This window comes from Vibrio sp. M260121, assembly GCF_036533715.1.
In the GTDB taxonomy this organism is placed as follows: Bacteria; Pseudomonadota; Gammaproteobacteria; order Enterobacterales; family Vibrionaceae; genus Vibrio.
Window position 1 is genome coordinate 107,525 of record NZ_JATABF010000002.1, and the last position, 19,436, is coordinate 126,960.

Consider the following 19,436-nt stretch of genomic DNA (forward strand, 5'->3'; position numbering starts at 1 on the left):
TTTTGTATGTCCAGTATCGCGATGACCATTGACGTTATAAATCATTGAGAATATCGGATAGGTGCTTTTCTAATTTCACTATCGTTGGGTGTTGATAATAGCCACGGTGAAACTGCAAGCCGATATCAAAGAACATCTGCGCGTTATCCTGAATCAACGGAATCTTCTTGATACCTCGCGGCAAAGCCGAATCGGGCAGCGCAAAGCAAATCAGAACATAATCGGTTTTGATCAACCAATCCAAAGCGGCATGAACCGATGGCACGGTTAACCGTCTTTCCAGAGCAAACCCAAGTTGTCGCTTCACCCTCTCATAGTAAATGGCGTCATCCAGTGCGCCCATCGACACTCGCACCAGTTTTTCGTTTTGTAGGCGCTGAATATCAATACGTTCATGTTGCCAAATCGGGTTGTTCTGCGAGGTATAGAGATACAAACCTAGTTCACCGATTTTCCGCTCAACCACGCGTTCATTCATGACGGAAGGGTAACCAGAAATGCCGACGGCGAGTGAACCCGCTTTTGGAAATTCGATGCCTTCAAGATTCCAATCGACCATCGAGAAATCAGCGATATTGTCGTGCTGGCTGAGCAATTCGAGTAGCGGTGTGGTGAGAATGGCGCTAAGAGGGTTTGGTACAAAAAAGCGAAATTGGGTCGGTTGCGTAGCGGCTTCAAGGACGTTGACTTGAGTTTGAGCAGACTCCAGTTGCTCTAACGGCTCCTCGATAATGCTCATGAGTTGACTGCAAAACAGGGTAGGGAAATACAGCCCTTTGTTGGCAATGAACAGTTCGTTGCCAAATAACTCGCGGCAATCAGCCAGCTGGCGATTAAACGTGGCTCGGCTGATATCGAGCGTATGGCACACCTTGGGCAACGACTTCTGTTCAAAAATCAGGTTTAAAAAGCGATATAGGTTGAGGTCTATGGAGTGTTTCACAAAGCGCCTTAAGCATAAATTTACATCGTTGGTTACGACATTGTGTGGTGATTAAAGGTTCAAATTTGAGCTTCTTAACCGTCAAAAATGCGCACGTAATCCACGTATTCTGAAAGTGGTAAATCGACGTATTCATAGCTCGGAGGTGTCATGCTTAAAGATCTGGTTGGCTTATTCATTTTGGTGCTCTTGCTTAGTGCTCCGGTGTTTGCAGAAGAGAGAGAACCTTTTATCGCCGGTGGCGTAACGTTTTTGGATGAGCATGAGGTCTTGAGTGTAGAGATGGGCGCAGAAGTGTTACCCAATATCAATTGGTCACTTGGCTTCAACGCACCGATAGACAGCGGTGAGCAAGAGCACTTTGGTACGCATTGGGCAGAGAAGCAAGTTTGGGGATTACATACTGCGTTGGGTTACGAAATTCGCGTGAACGATGTGTTGGCGATAACGCCGCGTATCGGGCTGAATTACAACAATGTCGAGATTGAGTATTTTGAAGAAGAGACGGGTGAGTATGTCGACACAGACAGCCAAAACAACTTTGAACCAACCTTAGGCGTCAAAGTCGATATTGCCAGCGTTGGTCTTATTGTTGAAGGCTACAAAATTGACGAGGACATCAGCTTGTCGGAGGAAGATGAGATGGCGGTTCGAGTCATGGCAGCCTATAACTTCTGAGCCGATGTCGGTTCGTAAGTAAGGAATCAGAGAGAAAAAAGGAGCTGAAATGTCAGCTCCTTTTTGTTGTGTTCAAGTACGATTTACAGCGTAATGTTCTTTGTCATGCCTGCTTCTGCATGGCCCGGAATGTTGCACGCGAACTCAACGTTGTTGTCACCGTGGAAATGCCACAATAACTGCTTCGCTTTGCCCGGTTCGACAGTCACAGAGTTGCCCGAGTCGTGCATATGATCACCGCTCATTGTCTTCATCATTTCACGATGTTCTAGCTGCTCTTTAGCCGAACCAATCGTAAACTCGTGGTTGATCTTTCCTGTGTTCATCACAACAAATTGCACCACATCGTTTGGCTCAATCTTAACGTCTTTCTTGAACTTGATGGTCATGTCATCACCCAAGATAACGTGTACCACCTTGTCTGGCTTTGCCCCTTTTGCTGGCATACCAACAGTCGACATGCCCGGCATATCCATCATGTTTGAATGGTCCATTTTGCTGTGGTCCATCTTCATGCTGCCGTGGTCCATGTTTTCATGCTTCATGTTGCTATGATCCATGTTCGCGTGGTCCATGTTTGAATGATCCATTTGGGCAAACGCAGTCGTTGTTGTTAGGGCTAGAGCAAGAGTGATTAGTGTCTTTTTCATTTTTATATCCTTGTTTTAATTCATTAATAACTTGGTTGCTTCCCCTCAAACGAATTGATTGAGGGGAAGGTAGGGATTAAGCGTGGTTGTTTACATCACTAGCTTGAGTGCTAGCTTGGTGATTAGTCGCATTGCTATGACGCAACTCACGTTGTTTCCACAGTTTGAAGATGGCAGGAAGCACCAACAGCGTCAGTAGCAGTGCTGATGCCATACCACCAATCATTGGTGCGGCGATACGTTGCATCACTTCTGACCCTGTGCCTTCGCCGTACATGATCGGAATCAGACCAATAATGACCGTCAGTACCGTCATCATTACTGGGCGGACACGCAGGCCCGCACCTTCACGAATGGCATCGGTTAAGTCTTTCGCTTCAAGCTTCTGTTGGCTCTCTTCCGCATCGAGTTTTTTGTAGTGCCATGCTTGGTTTAGGTAGACGAGCATGATGACCCCAATTTCAACCGCGACGCCTGCGAGGGCAATAAAGCCGACCCCAACAGCAATCGAGAAGTTGTAGTTGAGGATATGCATAAGCCACAAACCACCAACCATAGCGAGTGGTAGGGTAAGCATGATGATCATCACTTCGCCAACGCGACGGAAGCTGAAGTAAAGCAGCAGCATAATGATGGCGATGGTGATTGGTACCACGACGCTCAAGCGGTCTTTCGCACGCTCCATGTATTCGTATTGACCAGACCAAGCCAGCGAGTAACCCGCAGGGAGTTCCAATTGATCAGCCACGACTTGCTGTGCTTCCACGACGTAAGAGCCAAGGTCACGACCATCGATGTCGACAAATACCCAGCCGTTTGGACGCGCGTTTTCCGTCTTGATCATCGGAGGGCCATCTTCATAACGAATGTCCGCTACGTCAGCCAGCGCAATACGAGCGCCATTTGGTGTCACTAACGGTAGGTTTTGCAGTTTAACCACTGAATCACGGTAGTCTTGTGGGTAACGAACGTTGATTGGGTAACGCTCTAAGCCTTCGATGGTTTCACCCACATTCATGCCACCCACCGCAGTGGATATCACCTGCTGAACGTCTTTGATGCTCAAGCCGTAACGCGCCGCTGCACGACGTTTAATGTCGATCGTGACATAACGACCACCTGCTACACGTTCTGCGTAAACCGATGCCGTGCCTTGTACGCCATTAAGAATTGGCTCCAACTGAGAACCGATCTTCTCAATCACTTTCAGATCGGGTCCGGCGATCTTAATGCCGATAGGGGTTTTGATACCCGTTGCCAGCATGTCGATACGGGTTTTGATCGGCATTACCCAAGCATTAGTAAGACCAGGGAACTGAACCAGCTTGTCGAACTCTTTGCGCAGTGACTCGGTTGTTACCCCTTCACGCCATTGATCGCGTGGCTTCAACTGAATCACGGTTTCAATCATGGTGAGTGGCGCTGGATCGGTTGCGGTCTCAGCTCGGCCAATTTTGCCCCATACGGTTTTCACTTCTGGAACGGTTTTGATCAGCTTGTTGGTTTGTTGTAGAAGCTCACGCGCCTTACCAATTGAGATACCCGGATAGGTCGTTGGCATGTACATCAAGTCGCCTTCATCCAGTGGCGGGATGAACTCGCTACCCAGTTTACTGGTTGGGTAGTAAGCCGACGCCATCAGACCTAATGCGATAACAATCATGGTCTTAGGGTATTTTAAGCTGGTGTTCAACAGCGGACGGTACAATGCGACCAAGCCACGGTTAACCGGGTTTTTGTGCTCCGGTAACACCTTACCGCGAATGAAGTAGCCCATAAGAACAGGGACGAGTGTGATTGCCAAACCTGCTGCCGCTGCCATGGCGTAAGTCTTAGTGAACGCAAGCGGCGAGAACATCTTGCCTTCCTGACCTTCTAAGGCGAACACCGGTACGAAGCTAAGTGTAATGATCAGTAACGAGAAGAACAGCGGTGCGCCGACCTCCTCTGCGGCTTTGCCAATTACTTGCCAGCGGTTCTTGTCGGTTAGTGGCGTTCGTTCAATGTGCTTGTGAACGTTTTCAATCATCACGATTGCACCATCCACCATGGCACCGATAGCAATCGCAATACCACCCAAGGACATGATGTTGGCGTTGATGCCTTGCCAATGCATTACGATAAACGCACTAAGAATACCAACCGGTAGGCTCAGAGCGATAACCAACGAAGAACGAATGTGGAACAGGAACAACGCACACACAATCGCGACGACGATGAACTCTTCTGCAAGCTTCTTCCATAGGTTTTCTACCGCTGAATCGATAAGGGTAGAGCGGTCGTAGGTTGCAACAATTTCCACGCCTTCTGGTAGGCTGCGTTGTAAGTCTGCGAGTTTGTCTTTGACTTTCGCAATCACTTCACTGGCGTTTTCACCAAAGCGCATCACGATAACGCCACCTACCGCTTCACCTTCGCCATTCAGCTCTGAGATACCACGGCGCATTTGTGGGCCAAGGTTAATGTCTGCGATGTCCCCTAGTAGCAACGGCGTGCCTTTCTCAGTGACTTTTAGCGGCAGTGACTTGATGTCTTCAATGCTGGTTAGGTAACCCGTGGTACGAACCATGTGTTCGGCTTCGGCCACTTCGATAACGGATGCGCCGGTTTCTTGGTTGCCGTTTTGGATTGCCATGTTCACTTGTTGCAAAGTGAGGTTGTAAGCACGCAGTTTGGCAGGATCAATCTGCACTTGATACTGCTTCACCATACCGCCCACGGTCGCGACTTCAGAAACGCCATCAGCGGTTTGCAATTCGTACTTCAAGAACCAGTCTTGCAGGCTGCGAAGATCCGCCAAATCATGCTTGCCGGTTTTGTCTTGTAATACGTAGCTGTAAACCCAGCCCACGCCCGTTGCATCAGGACCTAGGGTTGGTTTTGCGTTCGGTGGCAGCTTGGGTGCTACTTGGCTTAAGTACTCCAACACGCGTGAACGTGCCCAGTACATGTCGGTATCATCGTTGAAAATGATATAAACGTAAGAATCACCAAAGAATGAGTAACCACGAACTGTCTCAGCACCCGGCACGGCAAGCATGGCGGTGGTGAGTGGGTAAGTAACTTGATCCTCGACGACTTGAGGAGCTTGACCCGGATAGCTTGTCTTGATGATCACTTGCACATCAGAAAGATCCGGAATCGCATCAACAGGCGTATTCTTTACACTGTAAAGTCCGCCTAATACAAGGGCTAAGGTCGCGACCAACACTAGGAATCGGTTGCTCAGTGACCAACGAATAATAGCATTGATCATAATTAACCCTCGACGGCTGTTGTTGCAGGAACTAGCTGTCTAAGAACGTAGTCAGATCCTTGTTTTTCAACTAGAAACCGAACTTTCTGTCCTTCTTCAAAACCCGATAGATCAACATCTTCACCGACAGAGAAGTTCATCTCGCCAGCATCCCAGTTCCATTCTGCAACCGGTAGGTGGTTTAAGGTGATCATGCCAAAATCAGCCATCAGCATTGTGATGTCACCAGTTAGCCAAACCTCTGCGGCAATGACGCTGTTGTCTGCCTTGTAGTCGATGATTTGGTACTGACCGGACTCCGTCTTTTGCATTTCAAATTCGATAGCCTGACCTTTTTTCAAGTCACCCATCTCAACGCCATCTGCGAAAGTGAAGTTCATTACCATGCCCGGCCAATCCCATTCTGGTACAGGCTGGTGGTTGATGGTCAGCATGCGGTGATCTTTCATTACGTCCGTGATCTCACCTTTAGCCCATGCCGTTTCTACTGCCGCTTCTACACCATTGATGCGAGACAGATCCGCCGACTGGCTTGATTCAGAGTCGAGCATGAAGTGAGATGAAGTAACGATCTTGTCGCCTTGCTTAAGCCCTTGTAATACTTCGATTTGTTCGCCAGCTTCGCGGCCAACTTCAATTCGAGCTGAGCGGTATTTGCCTTCGCCCTCAGCCAGAACAACGCGAGTCATACCGCCAGAGCGGATAACAGATGATTTAGGAATCGTTAACACTGCGTCGTCAGTGACAGGCTGCAAGGCAATATTGGCGAACATGTTTGGCTTCAATGCGCCATCTGGGTTAGGGAATTTAAGGCGTACACGCAATGTACGTGTTTTTGGATCAAGGATTGGATACACGTAATCCACGACACCTTGCCATTCATTGCCCGGAATCGCGTCAAGGGTCATCGTGGCTTGAGAACCCGCTTTCATCCAGTGTGCTTGACGCTCAAAGACTTCAGCATCAACCCAAACATTGTCCAAAGGACCTGCACTGATCACCGCTTGAGCAGGGGACAAATAGCCACCTTCACGCACGTTTAAGCTCGCGATAACACCATCAGCAGGCGCTTTGACTTCAATGGTTTGCGATGCTTTACCACTACGAGTAATGGATTGGATTTGAGCGCGGTCAACACCAAGTGTTACCAAGCGTTCGGTCGCGCCTTTTACCAGACCTTTGCGGCCAGTGCGGTACGCATTCAGCAATTCTTCTTGTGCTTTAACCAGTTCTGGAGAGTAAAGCGTGAAAAGCACATCGCCTTTCTTCACTTTCTCACCCACGGCATTGATGTAGAGTTTTTCTACCCAACCCGCCACACGAACGTTGGTTTGCCATAACAGACTTTCATCAAAGGCAATATAACCAACCGTTTCGATGCGTGGTGACAACTGCTGTAGTGTCGCGTTTGCGGTTTTAACCCCGAGGTTATTTTCTACTGCAGGGTCAATAGTCACTGTACCCGGTGCATCTTGTTCACCGGATAGGTCTTCTGCGTAAACCGGAATCAAATCCATGCCCATTGGGGATTTACCCGGCTTGTCGCGTTTGTAATTCGGATCCATTGGGGCAACCCAGTAAAGCGGATCATTAGAGCTTGCAGCAGATTCGCCACCCATCGGACTCATGTCGTGAGTCGAGCCCGTAAGAAAATGATTAGCACCAAACCCTAAAGCACCACCAACAATCAGCGCGATGGTTGCAATCTTAAATGTTTTCATTGTTTTACCTTATTATTTTTTTAATTCAGACAGTTCTGGCTGCTCGACTTGATAGTCGAAACCACCGAGTAGGGTGGCTAAATTGCTGTTTGTGATGTTGAGATCGGTCAGCAGACGTTGTTGCTCTAATTGCAGAGCCAGTTCGTCAGTCGTGGCAGAAATCACATCGTTAAACTGCGCTGTGTTGTTTTGATAACCCCGCTCAACGGCTTGAATGCGCGCTTTCGCTTGAGGCAATAAGGTGGATTGATAACGTTCTAAGCGTTGGGTTAAGTTGCCGCGATCAACCAGCAAAGTGTTCACCTTGGCATTCATCTGCGTTAGTAAGGTGTCTTTTTGCGATTGTGCCGCGCCAACTTGGTATTGAGCGGCAGCAAGATTGCGATCTTGGCGGTCACCTGTGAACAGCGGAATGTCCATGGTGAGGTAAGCGCTGACCAAATCAGAGGCGGGCTCACCCATCATGTTGTCGGCTTGGCGGTAGGCGTACATTACTTCGACGCCAAATTGTGGGTTGTAGGCTTGCTCAGCAATTTCCACCTGCGTTTTATTGGCAGAAATACTTACGTCGGCCATCTTAACCATCGGGTGTTGGCTGAGTTGCTGATAATGCTTGGTAGAATTCTGACTGGCAGCAAGTTTGCTGTTCAGTGTGTCCCAGTTCAATTGATTGCTCGCGTGCAGAGCCTGTTCGTTTGCCAACCAATCTGACCCCAACCATTCGGAGAGTTGAGAGATAAGACGACGTTGCATTTGTGCGTTGGCTTGCAGTTTCTCATCCAACTTGCTGACTTGAAGTTGGGCGTTGAGCAGATCTTGCGCTTCACTCTTACCAATCGAATAGTTGGTTTGAATAAAGCTTTCCATCTCCTTCATCAACTTGCGATTCTCAAGCATGATTTGTTCAGCGCGTTGCTGGTAACCAAGTTCTAACCAAAGTTGAGTCATGCTGTTGGCTACCTCAAGCTCACGAGCATGGACTTGAAGCCCAAGGCCGTCAGCTTGTTGATTGGCTTTCTTCTGCTGTAAATCAAGCGTCGAGCCACGCTCAAATTGTTGCATTAAACCAACGGAGATATTGGTCATTGGGTCTTCATCGAATTTGAAGCTGTCGACAGGCAAGCCACCGAAACCCACTTTCAGTTTTGGGTCCATCAAGGTCGCGCTCGCGACGCCCGTTTCACGCATGGCAGCAGATTGCGCTGAGTATTGCTTACGATTGCCATCATTACTCAAAGCGACGTTGATCAGTTGGGCAAGCTTGGTCGTTGAAGCTCGCTCACTTGATGCGGAATTTTGCGCTGCGTGCGTCTCTTTACCTGCGGCGTTAACCAAGGTTGGCGCAGCGACCAGAGCCACCATAAAAATAGGTGCAGCTAAGCGGTATGGTTTGATATCCATAATCTAAATCCAGTGTTCGCCGGATCGATGGAGGTGCGGATTTTATTGCGGGAACAGTAAAGCCTTGTTACCTCATCGTTCGGGCGCATTAAAACAACCTGCGATACACGCGCAGGGTCGAATGCTAGGACGGATTTAGGCTATAGGAGGTCGGTATAGGTCGCGGCTGACGTGTACGACTGGGGAAGCAACTTCAGGAGTAATGGTTGCGCGATAGACGACGGGCATTGGGTTATTGATAGGATTCGGTAGGGGGACGAAAACTATCGTACACGCGGCAGTACAGCAGGTATGGACCATGCCGGAGCCTCCACCACAGTTCATGCTGGTTTCTCTTGCATCGCTATTTTCTGCTACGGACGCTTCGGACATAGAAACGTCTGTCATGGAGACGTCCATCATGCCAGGCATACCGCAGTGTTCACTTTCACTCATCATAGACGAATGATGTGCCATGCCTTTTGACATCATTTGGATGTTCATCAGCGGCTCACTGTTCGCCACACTCGATACCAAAAGTACCAGTGTTGTAAAGAGAGTTAACCAGATTGTATGCAGCGATTTTAAGTGCATACCCTTTCCCATGTGTTTGATGAAAATGATGAAAACCCTTCGATTGTAAAGGTTAACCTTAGGGGAAGGTCAATATTTTATTGCCCTTATTATCAAAATAGTAGCGTTCACCAGTTTCTGCACAATCGAGGGAGTAAAACGTTTGTTGAGTTCTTACTTGTGATACTTCGTGACAGAAGTGCTTTCTTTTTATGACACGAAAAAAATGTGGTTTATAAGTTTTGTATCACACCGCCTTGTCTTGCAAATGTTTATCCTTATAGAATGCATGGTTTTACTTGTGCAGATGTGGATTTGCTTTGCTGCGGAGGTTGTATGATAGAAATTGTCATCGATGGAAAATATAGAATTGTAGAAGAGGGGTTGACCCTTCTAGAAGCAGCAAAAGTGTGTGGAGTTGAGATTCCATCGCTGTGCGGAATGAACAAAAGTAATGAAAAAGTACCGTGTGACTTGTGTGTGGTTGAAGTCGAAAGCGGTGGTACTAAGCGCGCATGTGAGCTCGAAGTTAACCGTGGCCTTAATGTTGTCACACAATCAGAACAACTAAGCGAGCATCGCAAAAAAGCCTTAAACCGAATCATGACGGACCATTACGCCGACTGTGAAGCACCATGTAAAACCGCTTGTCCAGCGGGTGTGGATATCCAATCGTACCTTTATCACATCGCACAAAACGATCATCAAAAAGCGATTGAAGTGATTAAGCGTACGCTTCCTATGCCGTTATCGATTGGCCGAGTGTGCCCTGCATTCTGTGAGAGCGAATGTCGCCGCTCGTTAGTCGATGAACCAATCGCAATTCGTCAGCTAAAACGTCATGCCGCGGATGCGGATTTGTCTGCGCATGAAGCCTACGTACCAGAAAAGAAACCAAGCAAAGGTTTGAACATTGCCGTCGTCGGCAGTGGTCCTGGTGGTCTAACGGCTGGTTACTACTTATCGAATGAAGGCTACGACGTTACTGTATTTGAATCCATGCCAAAAGCGGGCGGTTGGTTGCGTTATGGAATCCCAGAATACCGTTTGCCAAAAGACATTCTCGATAAAGAAATCGAATTAATGTGCCGTAATGGCATGCAACTTCACACCAATCAAAAGCTGGGTGTGGATTTCACGCTTTCTCAATTGAGTGAAGAATATGACGCAGTGTGTTTGGCTGTCGGTGCGTCTCAAGCGGTTGAAATGCATTACACAGGCAGCAACCTTGAAGGTTGCTACTTAGGCGTTGATTACCTAAAAGATTACGTGACTGAGCAAAATTACGTTACGGGTCAGAAAGTCGCGGTGATCGGTGGTGGTAACACAGCAATTGACTGTGCTCGTACTGCGCGTCGCGCTGGTGCAGACACCACGTTGATTTACCGTCGTACTCGTGACGAAATGCCAGCAGAAGACTACGAGATTGTCGAAGCTGAACACGAAGGGGTGAAATTCCACTTCTTGACTAACCCAGCAGAAAATCTTGCCGATGAAACCGGACGCGTGAATGCGATTCGTCTAGAGCGCATGGCGTTGGGTGAGCCGGATGCATCTGGTCGTCGAAGCCCTAAACCAACTGGCGAGTTCTTTACCGAAGAGTTCGACACCGTGATTGCGGCAGTCTCGCAAAAGCCAGATCTGAGCTTTTTAGAGGGCGAAGATTTGTCGATTCCACTTACGCGTTGGAACACCGCTGATGCAGATGAAAAGACCATGCACACAGGCACGGGCAACATCTTCAGTATTGGTGATTTCCGCCGTGGTCCAGCAACGGCAGTTGAAGCTGTGGGTGATGGTCGCGTTGCGGCAAAAGCCATTGATCTGTTTTTGAATGGCGATATGGCAGACATGCCAAAGGCGGCGTTCAACTCGCGCAAAGAGAAGAAACTTTCTCAAGTCGATCCGCTTCACTTCGAGAACATCCAAAAAGTCGCTCGATCTATCATGCCTGAGCTGACCCCGGCACAACGCGAGCAAAGCTTCGCTGAAGTGGAGTTGGGCTTTGATAACGAAGAAGCAATGAAGGAAGCGGCGCGCTGTCTAGAATGTGGTTGTCAGGCCAATACCGATTGTGCGCTGCGTGACTACTCCACCGAATATGAAGCCGAGCAGAGCTTTGACTTCTCATTGCAGATTAAATCGCATCAAGATTGGTTGGATCTCCGTGCGAAAGACTTGCGTCATAAGTATGAAGTTGACCGCAGCTCTGAGTTTATTGAGTTTGATGCTAACCGCTGTATTAGCTGCGGTCAGTGCATCCAAGCGTGTCGCGACAAAGCCGTGCACGGTGTACTGAACTTTGTGTGCGATAAACAAGGTCGTCCAGCATTACGCCCTGATGATCGTCCACACTTTGGAAGTAACAAGAATGGTTTAACTCTGATGGGCGATTCGAACTGCGTGCAATGTGGCGCGTGTGTTCAAGTGTGTCCAACGGGGGCGATGGTCGATAGTCGTGACCGTTCGCAAGGTCGTACTGAAGATCTGAAAGCGGTCGACACCATTTGTACGTACTGTGGTGTGGGTTGTAAGTTGACTATGTTCGTGGACGAAGCAACCAATACGATTCGTTACGTGAAAGGCGGTGACTCGCCAGTAAACCAAGGTATGCTGTGTGTTAAAGGACGCTTTGGTTTTGATTTCATTGGCAGTGAAGAGCGTCTTACCACGCCATTGATCCGCAAAGATGGTTGGTTGCAGCCTGCAAGCTGGGAAGAGGCGATTCAACTGGTTGCGAGCAAGTTCTCTGGCATCAAGCAAGATTTTGGCAGCAACGCATTAGCGGGTTTCTCTTCAGCGAAAACCACTAACGAAGACAACTACGCATTTCAAAAATTTGTCCGCCGTGAACTGGGCACCAATAACGTCGATCACTGTGCGCGCTTGTGTCACGCATCGAGTGTAACGGGTCTTGAGGCGTCACTGGGTAGTGGTGCAATGACCAACGACATTCCAAGTATTAAGCACTCGGATGTGATCTTTATTATCGGTTCGGATACTACATCGGCACACCCGATCATCGCTTCACATATCAAACAAGCAATTCGTCACCATGGCGCACGTTTGATTGTGGCTGACCCGAAACGTGTCGATATGGCAGAGCATGCTGAGTTGTATATGGCGCACCGTCCGGGTACGGATGTGATGCTCCTAAACGGTGTCATGCAGCAGATCATCAAGAACGGCTGGTACGATCAAGAGTACATCGAAGAACGTGTCGACGGCTTTGATACCTTACTGCAAGAAGTGATGTCGCCAGCTTACAACCTCGATAAAGTGGAGTTGGTTACGGGCGTTAAAGCTGAAGACATTCAAGCAATGGCTCGCATGATCGGTACGGCAGATCGTACGGCTGTTTACTACTCGATGGGTATCACTCAGCATACGACAGGTCATGACAACGTGCGTTCTATCGCTAACCTGCAATTGCTGTGTGGCAACATCGGTATTGAAGGTGGTGGTATCAACCCATTGCGTGGTCAATCAAACGTGCAAGGCGCGTGTGATATGGGCGCTTTGCCAAACAGCTTCCCAGGCTACCAAAAGGTATACAACCCAATTGTGCGTCAGAAGTTTGCGATTGAATGGAACGCACCAAATCTGCCTTCTGAGCAAGGTCTAACCCTGACAGAAATCATTGACGCGGCTTGCCATCGTGACGTTCGTGGTATGTACATCATGGGTGAGAACCCAGTATTGAGCGACCCGAACCAAGCGCACGTGATTGAAGGCTTAGAAGCGCTCGATTTCTTGGTGGTTCAAGACATCTTCCTAACGGAAACCGCGCAATACGCGGATGTGGTTCTGCCTTCTTGCTCATTTGCAGAGAAAGCGGGTCATTTCACCAATACGGAGCGTCGTGTTCAGCGTGTGAATCCGGTTGTAACGGCACCGGGTGAAGCGAAAGAAGATTGGTGGATTATTCAAGAAATCGCCAATGCAATGGGCAGTGATTGGGATTACCACTGCGTGTCTGATATCACCAATGAAATTGCACGAGTGACGCCTCAATACGCGGGACTTCGTTGGGATGCCATTACGCCAAACGGTGTGCAATGGCCGAGCAACAAGAACAACCCGGCAGGTACTCGCATCATGCACCAAACCCAGTTTACTCGTGGTAAAGGGCAAATGGTGGGTGTACCGTTCCGTTATGCGGCTGAGCTGCCAGATGAAGAGTATCCACTGGTGCTTACTACAGGTCGTGTGCTTGAGCAGTTCCACACCGGCACCATGACGCGTAAGACCAAAGGGTTGGATAACCTTGCTGGCCCACGAGCGATGGTGAGCGTGGAAGACGCAGAAGCGCTAGGCATCAGTAATGGTCAGCGTCTGACGGTGTCTACACGTCGCGGCAGCATCGAGATTGATGCCTTTGTGACTAAGCGTATTCAAAAAGGTGTGGTATTCATTCCTTTCCACTTTGTTGAATCGCCAGTCAACCGTTTAACGACAACCGCGACTGACCCGCATGCAAAGATCCCTGAGTTCAAGGTCGCTGCGGTTAAAGTGGAAGTGAGCGAAAAGGCGCTATTTACGGAGCCTGCAACGGAAGCGGTTCATTCCATTTAAGCCAATCTGTTTAGATACAGTTCAGCAGCGCACTGGCGAGTTGGGCGATTACATATAAGCTTATGATATGTAATCGCTAAATGAGCCGTGCGTGTGCTGAGAGTCATTAAATGGATTGTGTTGTTTTTACCTGCTTCAATTTGGCTGGTGGCAAGGCAATATCATGATATTTGGTGGGCGGAGAATCTAACTTCGATTCCCGCTCTTCTTTTATTCGTCTACCTAGGTTTTGCTCTGGTACTTTTGGTTTGTCGTCACTGGACGAAAGCCATTGCTGCCACTTTGATTGGTTTCGCTTCTATTGCGTATCTCTTACCCACTCAGATCACGAACAACCAAACCTGCGAAAATCCGCTGACGATAGTCCAATTCAACCTGTTCTACGAAAACCCGGACATCAATCAGTTCATCAATTACTTGCTTAAACACCCTGCAGATTTGGTGGTGATGCAAGAGCTCTCGCCTCAAGTGGGGGAGAAACTCCATCTTCTCGACGATATTTATCCTTTCTATTATGGCGGCCAGCGCGGCGTTGGTTACCCGTCAAATCAGATGATTTTGAGCCGCTATCCTTTGGAGCCTGTTTCGATTTATCACACCCCAGATGGCCAAGAGGTGATTCGAGCAACATGGCAAGTGGACAACCCTATTACTTTAATGACGGCGCATCCTCCCTCGCCAAGAACAGAGCCGTTATGGCAACGCCGCAATGCCCTGATTCGCACCATAGAAACCCTTACTGATTTGTACCCAACACCGGAAATGATTGTGATAGGGGATTTCAATCTTTCTGCTGCAAGCCCGAGGTTTAATGGGCTGTTTTCTCGTTTCCAAACTCAACCTGTTGCCAGTTGGCCAACATCAGCAAAGGGCTTGCTGGTTCCTGCTTTCGCCATGATAGGGATTGATCACCTCTGGCTTAAGTCAGAAAGCTCAAATCGGAGAATCTGCTCAAGAACATCGACAGATCAACCTAATGGCTCTGATCACCGCTTGGTCACCACGGTGATATGTAACGTTCTGAATTAATTCCTGTTTCATTCTCAAGATTGTGAGCGAAATCGAGTCACCCCTGACAAAAGCGGTCTTTACTTTATACACCATGCTCCCCTTTCTTTTTTGGAACGGGATTCCATAACTAGAGCAGTAAATAAACTGGTGATATAAGGGTTAAAAATGAAACCATTCAAACGAACGTTAGTGGCAGGTGCCATCCTAGGGTTAATTGGCGCTGTGACAGGATGCAGCCCAGCAGAAGAAGCGAAACAACAAGAACCAAAACCTGAGGCTCAGGTAAAAGAGCAAGCTCAAGCGACTGGGACTGCGGAAAGCGGTGAAACGATCTATTTGGCTGACACCATCATCACAATGGATGAAGACCAACCTCGTGTAGAGGCGGTTGTAGCGGATGATGACGGCAAGATTGTCTTTGTTGGACAAGAAGCGCAGGCGCTGAAGCAGTTCCCAAATGCGGATAAAGTCGATTTAGAAGACAAGGTGATCATGCCTGGCTTTATTGAGCAGCACCTGCATCCGTTCCTCGGAGCACTTACGCTGAGCATGCCGGTCATTGCTCCTGAAGAGTGGCAGTTACCAAGCCGTACTTGGCCTGCAGTGAATGGACATGAAGAGTACCTGGCTGCGCTGACTGCCGTTGAAAAAGAGATGCAGGAGCCAAATGAAGTATTGTGGACGTGGGGCTACAACAACTTCTTCCATGGTGAACTGACGCGTGCTGATCTTGATAAGATCTCGAAAACACGTCCAATCGGTGTATGGCATCGTTCAGCACATGAGTTTTATGTAAACACGGCATTTGTTGAGAAGTTTGGTCTTAACCAAGCAGACATCGACAAACAAGGTAAAGAGGTAGCTGCTCAGTCAGATCTGGAAAATGGTCATTTCTGGGAAGGTGGTGCGTTGATTTACCTGTTACCACGTATCTACAAAGATCTTGGCAGTGAAGCAAGATTCCGTGCCGGACTAGAGCAAATGGTGGAAATGCTGCACGAGAAAGGGGTGACGGCTTACAACGAACCTGGCGCGTTTATACCAGAGGATATGGTGGGTCTGTATAAAGAGATCTTGGGCGCTGATGAAACGCCAATGTATTCCTTCTTTACACCAGAGAGTAAGTCACCGTACTTCCTGAAAGGCAAAGAGGGTGTGGTTCAAGCGGTTGAAGAGATCACCAAAACCTTCCCTGATGAAGGCAAAGTTCGCTTCTTTAAAAACCAAGTTAAGTTACTGTTCGATGGCGCAATCATCTCTCAGTTAATGATGATGAAAGACGGCTATCTGGATGGTCACCATGGCGAGTGGATTCAAACCCCTCAAGAAGTCGAAGACATCACCAAGCTCTTCTGGGAGAAGGATTACCAAATCCTCGTTCATGTAAACGGTGATGAAGGCGTTGAAAAGCTGATTGAAATTTTGAAACGCCGTCAAGCTGAATACCCACGTGAGAACCACCGTTTTACGATTGTTCATTTTGCCAATTCGACCGACGAACAAGTCAAGGAACTGAAGGAGCTAGGTGCGATTATTAGTGTTAATCCATATTACGTAACGGGCTTTGGTGATCGCTTTGGTGAAGTCGGGTTAGGTGAAGAGCGTGCGCACGCGATGGTTCGACTAGCCACGATTGAAAAAGAGCAGATTCCTGTTTCTTTGCATTCGGATATGCCAATGGCTCCGGCTGATCCGCTGTTGCTGGCGTGGAGTGCTGCTACTCGCCAAACCAACAATGGAAATGTGCTGCGTAAAGATCTCGCGCTCTCTCGTGAGGCCGCACTAAAAGGCATTACCATTGAAGCGGCATATTCGTGGGGGATGGAAGATACGCTCGGTAGTATTGAGGTAGGTAAAGTAGCCAACTTCACGGTGCTGGAAGAAGACCCTTACAAAATCGATATCAACAAGCTGAAAGATGTGCCGATTTATGCGACCGTCTTTGAAAGCAAGTTGTTCCCTATCGATAAATAGCACCAAAATCCAGTACTTAAGAACTGCAAAGTGTCTAGTTATTTAGAATTAGGTTAAACCAAGCGACGGCTTGTCATGGAATTGACGGACTCTGACCGTCGCTTGTTATTTGTGTGAATTCTTTAACCTAAACTTCATCCGCTTTCTATACTGAACAGGAAGCAAAGAGAAAAATTCATAACGATAAGAGGCAACTTGCATGACAAGAACTACCTCAGCAGTGTTAATACTAATCTTAATGAGCGCCTATTTTGCCTATAACCGTTTTTACGTTTATCCGCAAAAGCTAGAAACGCAGGCGGAATCGATGCTGATCCAAATGGCCAATCGTGAAGAGTGGCTTGACGTACATGAGATGATGGAACGTGTAGATGCGCACAAGGCGCATCTGGAGTTGAACGCAGACATCACCTCAACCAGCGGCAAACGTGCATACAGCGAAGGGTATATTACCTACAGCGACCGCAGCCGAAATGTCTGTAAACAAGTGGTGTTCAACTTCAAAATCAATTCGCTAAGAAGCTATAGCATTTCAGATTTGCACGATTGTTCTCTGGGTGAGTATTACTGATTTCGCTATGATGATTGAATGATTCAATAAAAACGCCTCTAATACTGGAGGCGTTTTTAGTTCTGGAACCTGGCAGTTTAATCGAGTGACTTCTTGAAACGAAGTGAAGCAACAAAGAGACCGATAACGGTAAACCCAAGCAGCCAAAGTGTATCTCGCCAAAGCTCCATCAAATCTGCACCACGTAACACCACACCACGAATAATACGCATAAAGTGGGTAGCAGGCAGGGCTTCTGATATCCATTGTGCCGCAACGGGCATCCCTTCATAAGGGAACATAAACCCTGATAATAAGATTGATGGCAGAAGAATAAACACTGTCATCTGCATCGCCTGTAGCTGCGTCGTCGCAATAGTGGATATCACCAAACCTAAGGTTAAACTCGCGGCGATAAATAACAGCGTGCCAAACAATATCTGACTAATGGCACCGTTTATCGGTACATCAAATATCCAGTAACCCAAACCGAGAATGATGAAGACTTGAATCAAACCTACGAAGATGTAAGGAATGATCTTTGCCACCATCAGCTCGATAGAGTGGATTGGTGTGGTAATCAGCAACTCTAGATTGCCACGCTCTCGTTCTCGAACAATGGCAGCACTGGTGAACAAAATCATCGTCATGGTAAGAATCACGCCCAATAAACCGGGGACAATGTTCACCGCCGAGCGCCGGCTCGGGTTGTAATACAGCGCCACTTCAAAGGTTTTGGTTGGGGCGGGGCGTATCTCAAAATCAAAATCCGTCAACGGCATGGTTTGCAGAGAAAGAATCGCAGAGCTGATCATGGTGTCTGAACCATCGACAATCCACTGCCCAAGCTCTCTACCTTGCACCATACGTTGGGTTAAATCGCTAGGCAGAATCAAAGCCGCACGAACAATACCATCCTGAATGGCTTGTTCTGCTTGATCTGCGGTAGCGAAGGTTTCTACCACATCGACCACTTGCGTGACTTTGACGGATTCGGTGATCACGCGCCCGGCGGTACTGCCACTTTGATCGACGACACCAACGGGAATATTGCGAATATCCGTATTAATGGCAAAGCCGAACAGCAAAAGCTGAATCAGCGGGATCATCACGACCATGCCAAAGGTAATTCGGTCACGTGAAAGCTGTCGGATCTCTTTGATCATCACCGCTTTCATGCGGGCAATAGATTTCATCATTGGCGACCTTCCCCCGTAACACTGACAAATACATCTTCCAAGCTAGGACGAGCAATGTTCATCTCACAGCCCTCAAGCTCTGGAAAGGTTTGGGTTAACCATTTGATTGGTTGTTCGATGTGCTGGTGGATTAAAATGCGTAAGCGAATGCCTAGCTGTGCGGCCGAGCGTATCTCTTCGCGCTGAATGACTTTCTCTTTGAGCGCGCGTAAGTTATCCGCTTTGACTTCGACGATGTTAACGCCCATTTGTGCCATGAGTTCTTCTGGCTCACCATCGGCGCGGATTTCGCCCGCTTCCATAATCGCCAGACGATGACAGCGTTCGGCTTCGTCCATATAGTGCGTAGTGACCAAAATCGTCGTACCTTGGTCAGAGAGATCAAACAATTGCTCCCAGAAATCGCGTCGGTTCTCTGGGTCAACCGCAGATGTGGGTTCATCGAGAAACAACAGTTCTGGTTTGTGCATGGTCGCAGCGGCGAGAGATAAGCGTTGTTTTTGGCCGCCACTCATTCCGCCGACGCGCTGTTTACGCAGTTGGTCTAGACCGTAGGTGGATAGTTGTTCTTCGATGCGAGCTTTTAGGGCCTTGGTTTCCATTCCAAAGATTTGTCCAATAAACTCAAGGTTCTCTTGAACCGTCAGATCATCATAGAGGGAGAACTTTTGTGTCATGTAGCCAATCTTGAGGCGCAGAAGCTCAGATTGTTTTGGGATCTCTAGCCCGAGTACATCGACATTGCCCTCACTTGGGCTAAGCAAGCCCGTCAACACACGAATGGTTGTCGATTTACCGCAGCCGTTGGGACCAAGAAAACCATAAATACTGCCTTTGGGCACATTAAGCGTGATGTTGTTGATGGCGGTGAAGTCACCAAACTTTTTCACTACGTTTTCAGCTTGAATCGCGTATTCGGTCATTGG

At 48.2% G+C, this 19,436-nt stretch carries 13 protein-coding genes; 5 read left to right on the top strand and 8 right to left on the bottom strand.

The genetic code is table 11. From position 1 onward, the window contains the following. Positions 1–34: 34 nt before the first annotated feature. Positions 35–943 carry a LysR family transcriptional regulator gene (locus tag QTO06_RS02150; protein WP_331406730.1) on the bottom strand — a complete coding sequence of 303 codons (909 nt, stop codon included), beginning with the start codon at positions 941–943 and terminating at the stop codon, positions 35–37. A gap of 150 nt (positions 944–1,093) precedes the next feature. Between QTO06_RS02150 and QTO06_RS02155 the strand changes: the two genes are divergently transcribed. Beyond that, on the top strand, positions 1,094–1,621 hold the full coding sequence (locus tag QTO06_RS02155) for an autotransporter domain-containing protein (RefSeq protein ID WP_105067390.1): 528 nt from the start codon (positions 1,094–1,096) through the stop codon (positions 1,619–1,621). 83 nt (positions 1,622–1,704) lie between these two features. Here the strand turns inward: QTO06_RS02155 and copI are convergent, their stop codons facing one another. From copI to QTO06_RS02180, 5 genes are all read right to left on the bottom strand, one after another. Then, on the bottom strand, positions 1,705–2,271 hold the full coding sequence (copI, locus tag QTO06_RS02160; RefSeq protein WP_331406731.1) for a copper-resistant cuproprotein CopI: 567 nt from the start codon (positions 2,269–2,271) through the stop codon (positions 1,705–1,707). Positions 2,272–2,347: 76 nt separating this feature from the next. Then, positions 2,348–5,527, bottom strand: coding sequence for an efflux RND transporter permease subunit (locus QTO06_RS02165; protein WP_331406732.1), 3,180 nt, complete (start codon positions 5,525–5,527; stop codon positions 2,348–2,350). 2 nt (positions 5,528–5,529) lie between these two features. Beyond that, positions 5,530–7,248 carry an efflux RND transporter periplasmic adaptor subunit gene (locus QTO06_RS02170; RefSeq protein WP_331406733.1) on the bottom strand — a complete coding sequence of 573 codons (1,719 nt, stop codon included), beginning with the start codon at positions 7,246–7,248 and terminating at the stop codon, positions 5,530–5,532. A 12-nt stretch (positions 7,249–7,260) separates the two neighbouring features. Then, the gene (locus QTO06_RS02175) at positions 7,261–8,649 is read right to left on the bottom strand and encodes a TolC family protein (RefSeq protein ID WP_331406734.1); all 1,389 of its coding nucleotides are present in this window, start codon (positions 8,647–8,649) and stop codon (positions 7,261–7,263) included. 135 nt (positions 8,650–8,784) lie between these two features. Beyond that, entirely contained in the window at positions 8,785–9,222 is a 438-nt protein-coding gene (locus tag QTO06_RS02180) for a hypothetical protein (protein ID WP_331406735.1), read from the bottom strand. 315 nt (positions 9,223–9,537) lie between these two features. On the opposite strand from QTO06_RS02180, the gene fdhF reads away from it, so the two are divergent. The 4 genes from fdhF to QTO06_RS02200 all read left to right on the top strand — a co-directional run bounded on the left by fdhF (position 9,538) and on the right by QTO06_RS02200 (position 17,332). Beyond that, the gene (fdhF, locus tag QTO06_RS02185) at positions 9,538–13,776 is read left to right on the top strand and encodes a formate dehydrogenase subunit alpha (protein ID WP_331406736.1); all 4,239 of its coding nucleotides are present in this window, start codon (positions 9,538–9,540) and stop codon (positions 13,774–13,776) included. Between the two features lie 93 nt (positions 13,777–13,869). Further along, the gene (locus QTO06_RS02190) at positions 13,870–14,805 is read left to right on the top strand and encodes an endonuclease/exonuclease/phosphatase family protein (protein ID WP_331406737.1); all 936 of its coding nucleotides are present in this window, start codon (positions 13,870–13,872) and stop codon (positions 14,803–14,805) included. Positions 14,806–14,952: 147 nt separating this feature from the next. Beyond that, positions 14,953–16,761, top strand: a complete 1,809-nt coding sequence (locus QTO06_RS02195; RefSeq protein ID WP_331406738.1) for an amidohydrolase — start codon at positions 14,953–14,955, stop codon at positions 16,759–16,761. A 199-nt stretch (positions 16,762–16,960) separates the two neighbouring features. After that, a complete protein-coding gene (locus QTO06_RS02200) occupies positions 16,961–17,332 on the top strand; it encodes a hypothetical protein (RefSeq protein WP_208445242.1) in 372 nt (123 codons plus the stop codon). A 77-nt stretch (positions 17,333–17,409) separates the two neighbouring features. Here QTO06_RS02200 and QTO06_RS02205 read toward each other — a convergent pair whose 3' ends face one another. Next, the gene (locus QTO06_RS02205) at positions 17,410–18,507 is read right to left on the bottom strand and encodes an ABC transporter permease (protein WP_331406799.1); all 1,098 of its coding nucleotides are present in this window, start codon (positions 18,505–18,507) and stop codon (positions 17,410–17,412) included. Next, entirely contained in the window at positions 18,507–19,433 is a 927-nt protein-coding gene (locus tag QTO06_RS02210; RefSeq protein WP_331406739.1) for an ABC transporter ATP-binding protein, read from the bottom strand. The genes QTO06_RS02205 and QTO06_RS02210 overlap by 1 nt, the downstream gene beginning before the upstream one ends. Positions 19,434–19,436: the final 3 nt, after the last annotated feature.

What these genes read in the sequence shown, in the direction of transcription:
- QTO06_RS02205 (WP_331406799.1), bottom strand. Translation starts at nt 18,507, where the DNA reads ATGAAATCTATTGCCCGCATGAAAGCGGTGATGATCAAAGAGATCCGA.
- fdhF (WP_331406736.1), top strand. Translation starts at nt 9,538, where the DNA reads ATGATAGAAATTGTCATCGATGGAAAATATAGAATTGTAGAAGAGGGG.
- QTO06_RS02195 (WP_331406738.1), top strand. Translation starts at nt 14,953, where the DNA reads ATGAAACCATTCAAACGAACGTTAGTGGCAGGTGCCATCCTAGGGTTA.
- QTO06_RS02170 (WP_331406733.1), bottom strand. Translation starts at nt 7,248, where the DNA reads ATGAAAACATTTAAGATTGCAACCATCGCGCTGATTGTTGGTGGTGCT.
- QTO06_RS02200 (WP_208445242.1), top strand. Translation starts at nt 16,961, where the DNA reads ATGACAAGAACTACCTCAGCAGTGTTAATACTAATCTTAATGAGCGCC.
- QTO06_RS02175 (WP_331406734.1), bottom strand. Translation starts at nt 8,649, where the DNA reads ATGGATATCAAACCATACCGCTTAGCTGCACCTATTTTTATGGTGGCT.
- QTO06_RS02180 (WP_331406735.1), bottom strand. Translation starts at nt 9,222, where the DNA reads ATGCACTTAAAATCGCTGCATACAATCTGGTTAACTCTCTTTACAACA.
- QTO06_RS02155 (WP_105067390.1), top strand. Translation starts at nt 1,094, where the DNA reads ATGCTTAAAGATCTGGTTGGCTTATTCATTTTGGTGCTCTTGCTTAGT.
- QTO06_RS02210 (WP_331406739.1), bottom strand. Translation starts at nt 19,433, where the DNA reads ATGACCGAATACGCGATTCAAGCTGAAAACGTAGTGAAAAAGTTTGGT.
- copI (WP_331406731.1), bottom strand. Translation starts at nt 2,271, where the DNA reads ATGAAAAAGACACTAATCACTCTTGCTCTAGCCCTAACAACAACGACT.
- QTO06_RS02165 (WP_331406732.1), bottom strand. Translation starts at nt 5,527, where the DNA reads ATGATCAATGCTATTATTCGTTGGTCACTGAGCAACCGATTCCTAGTG.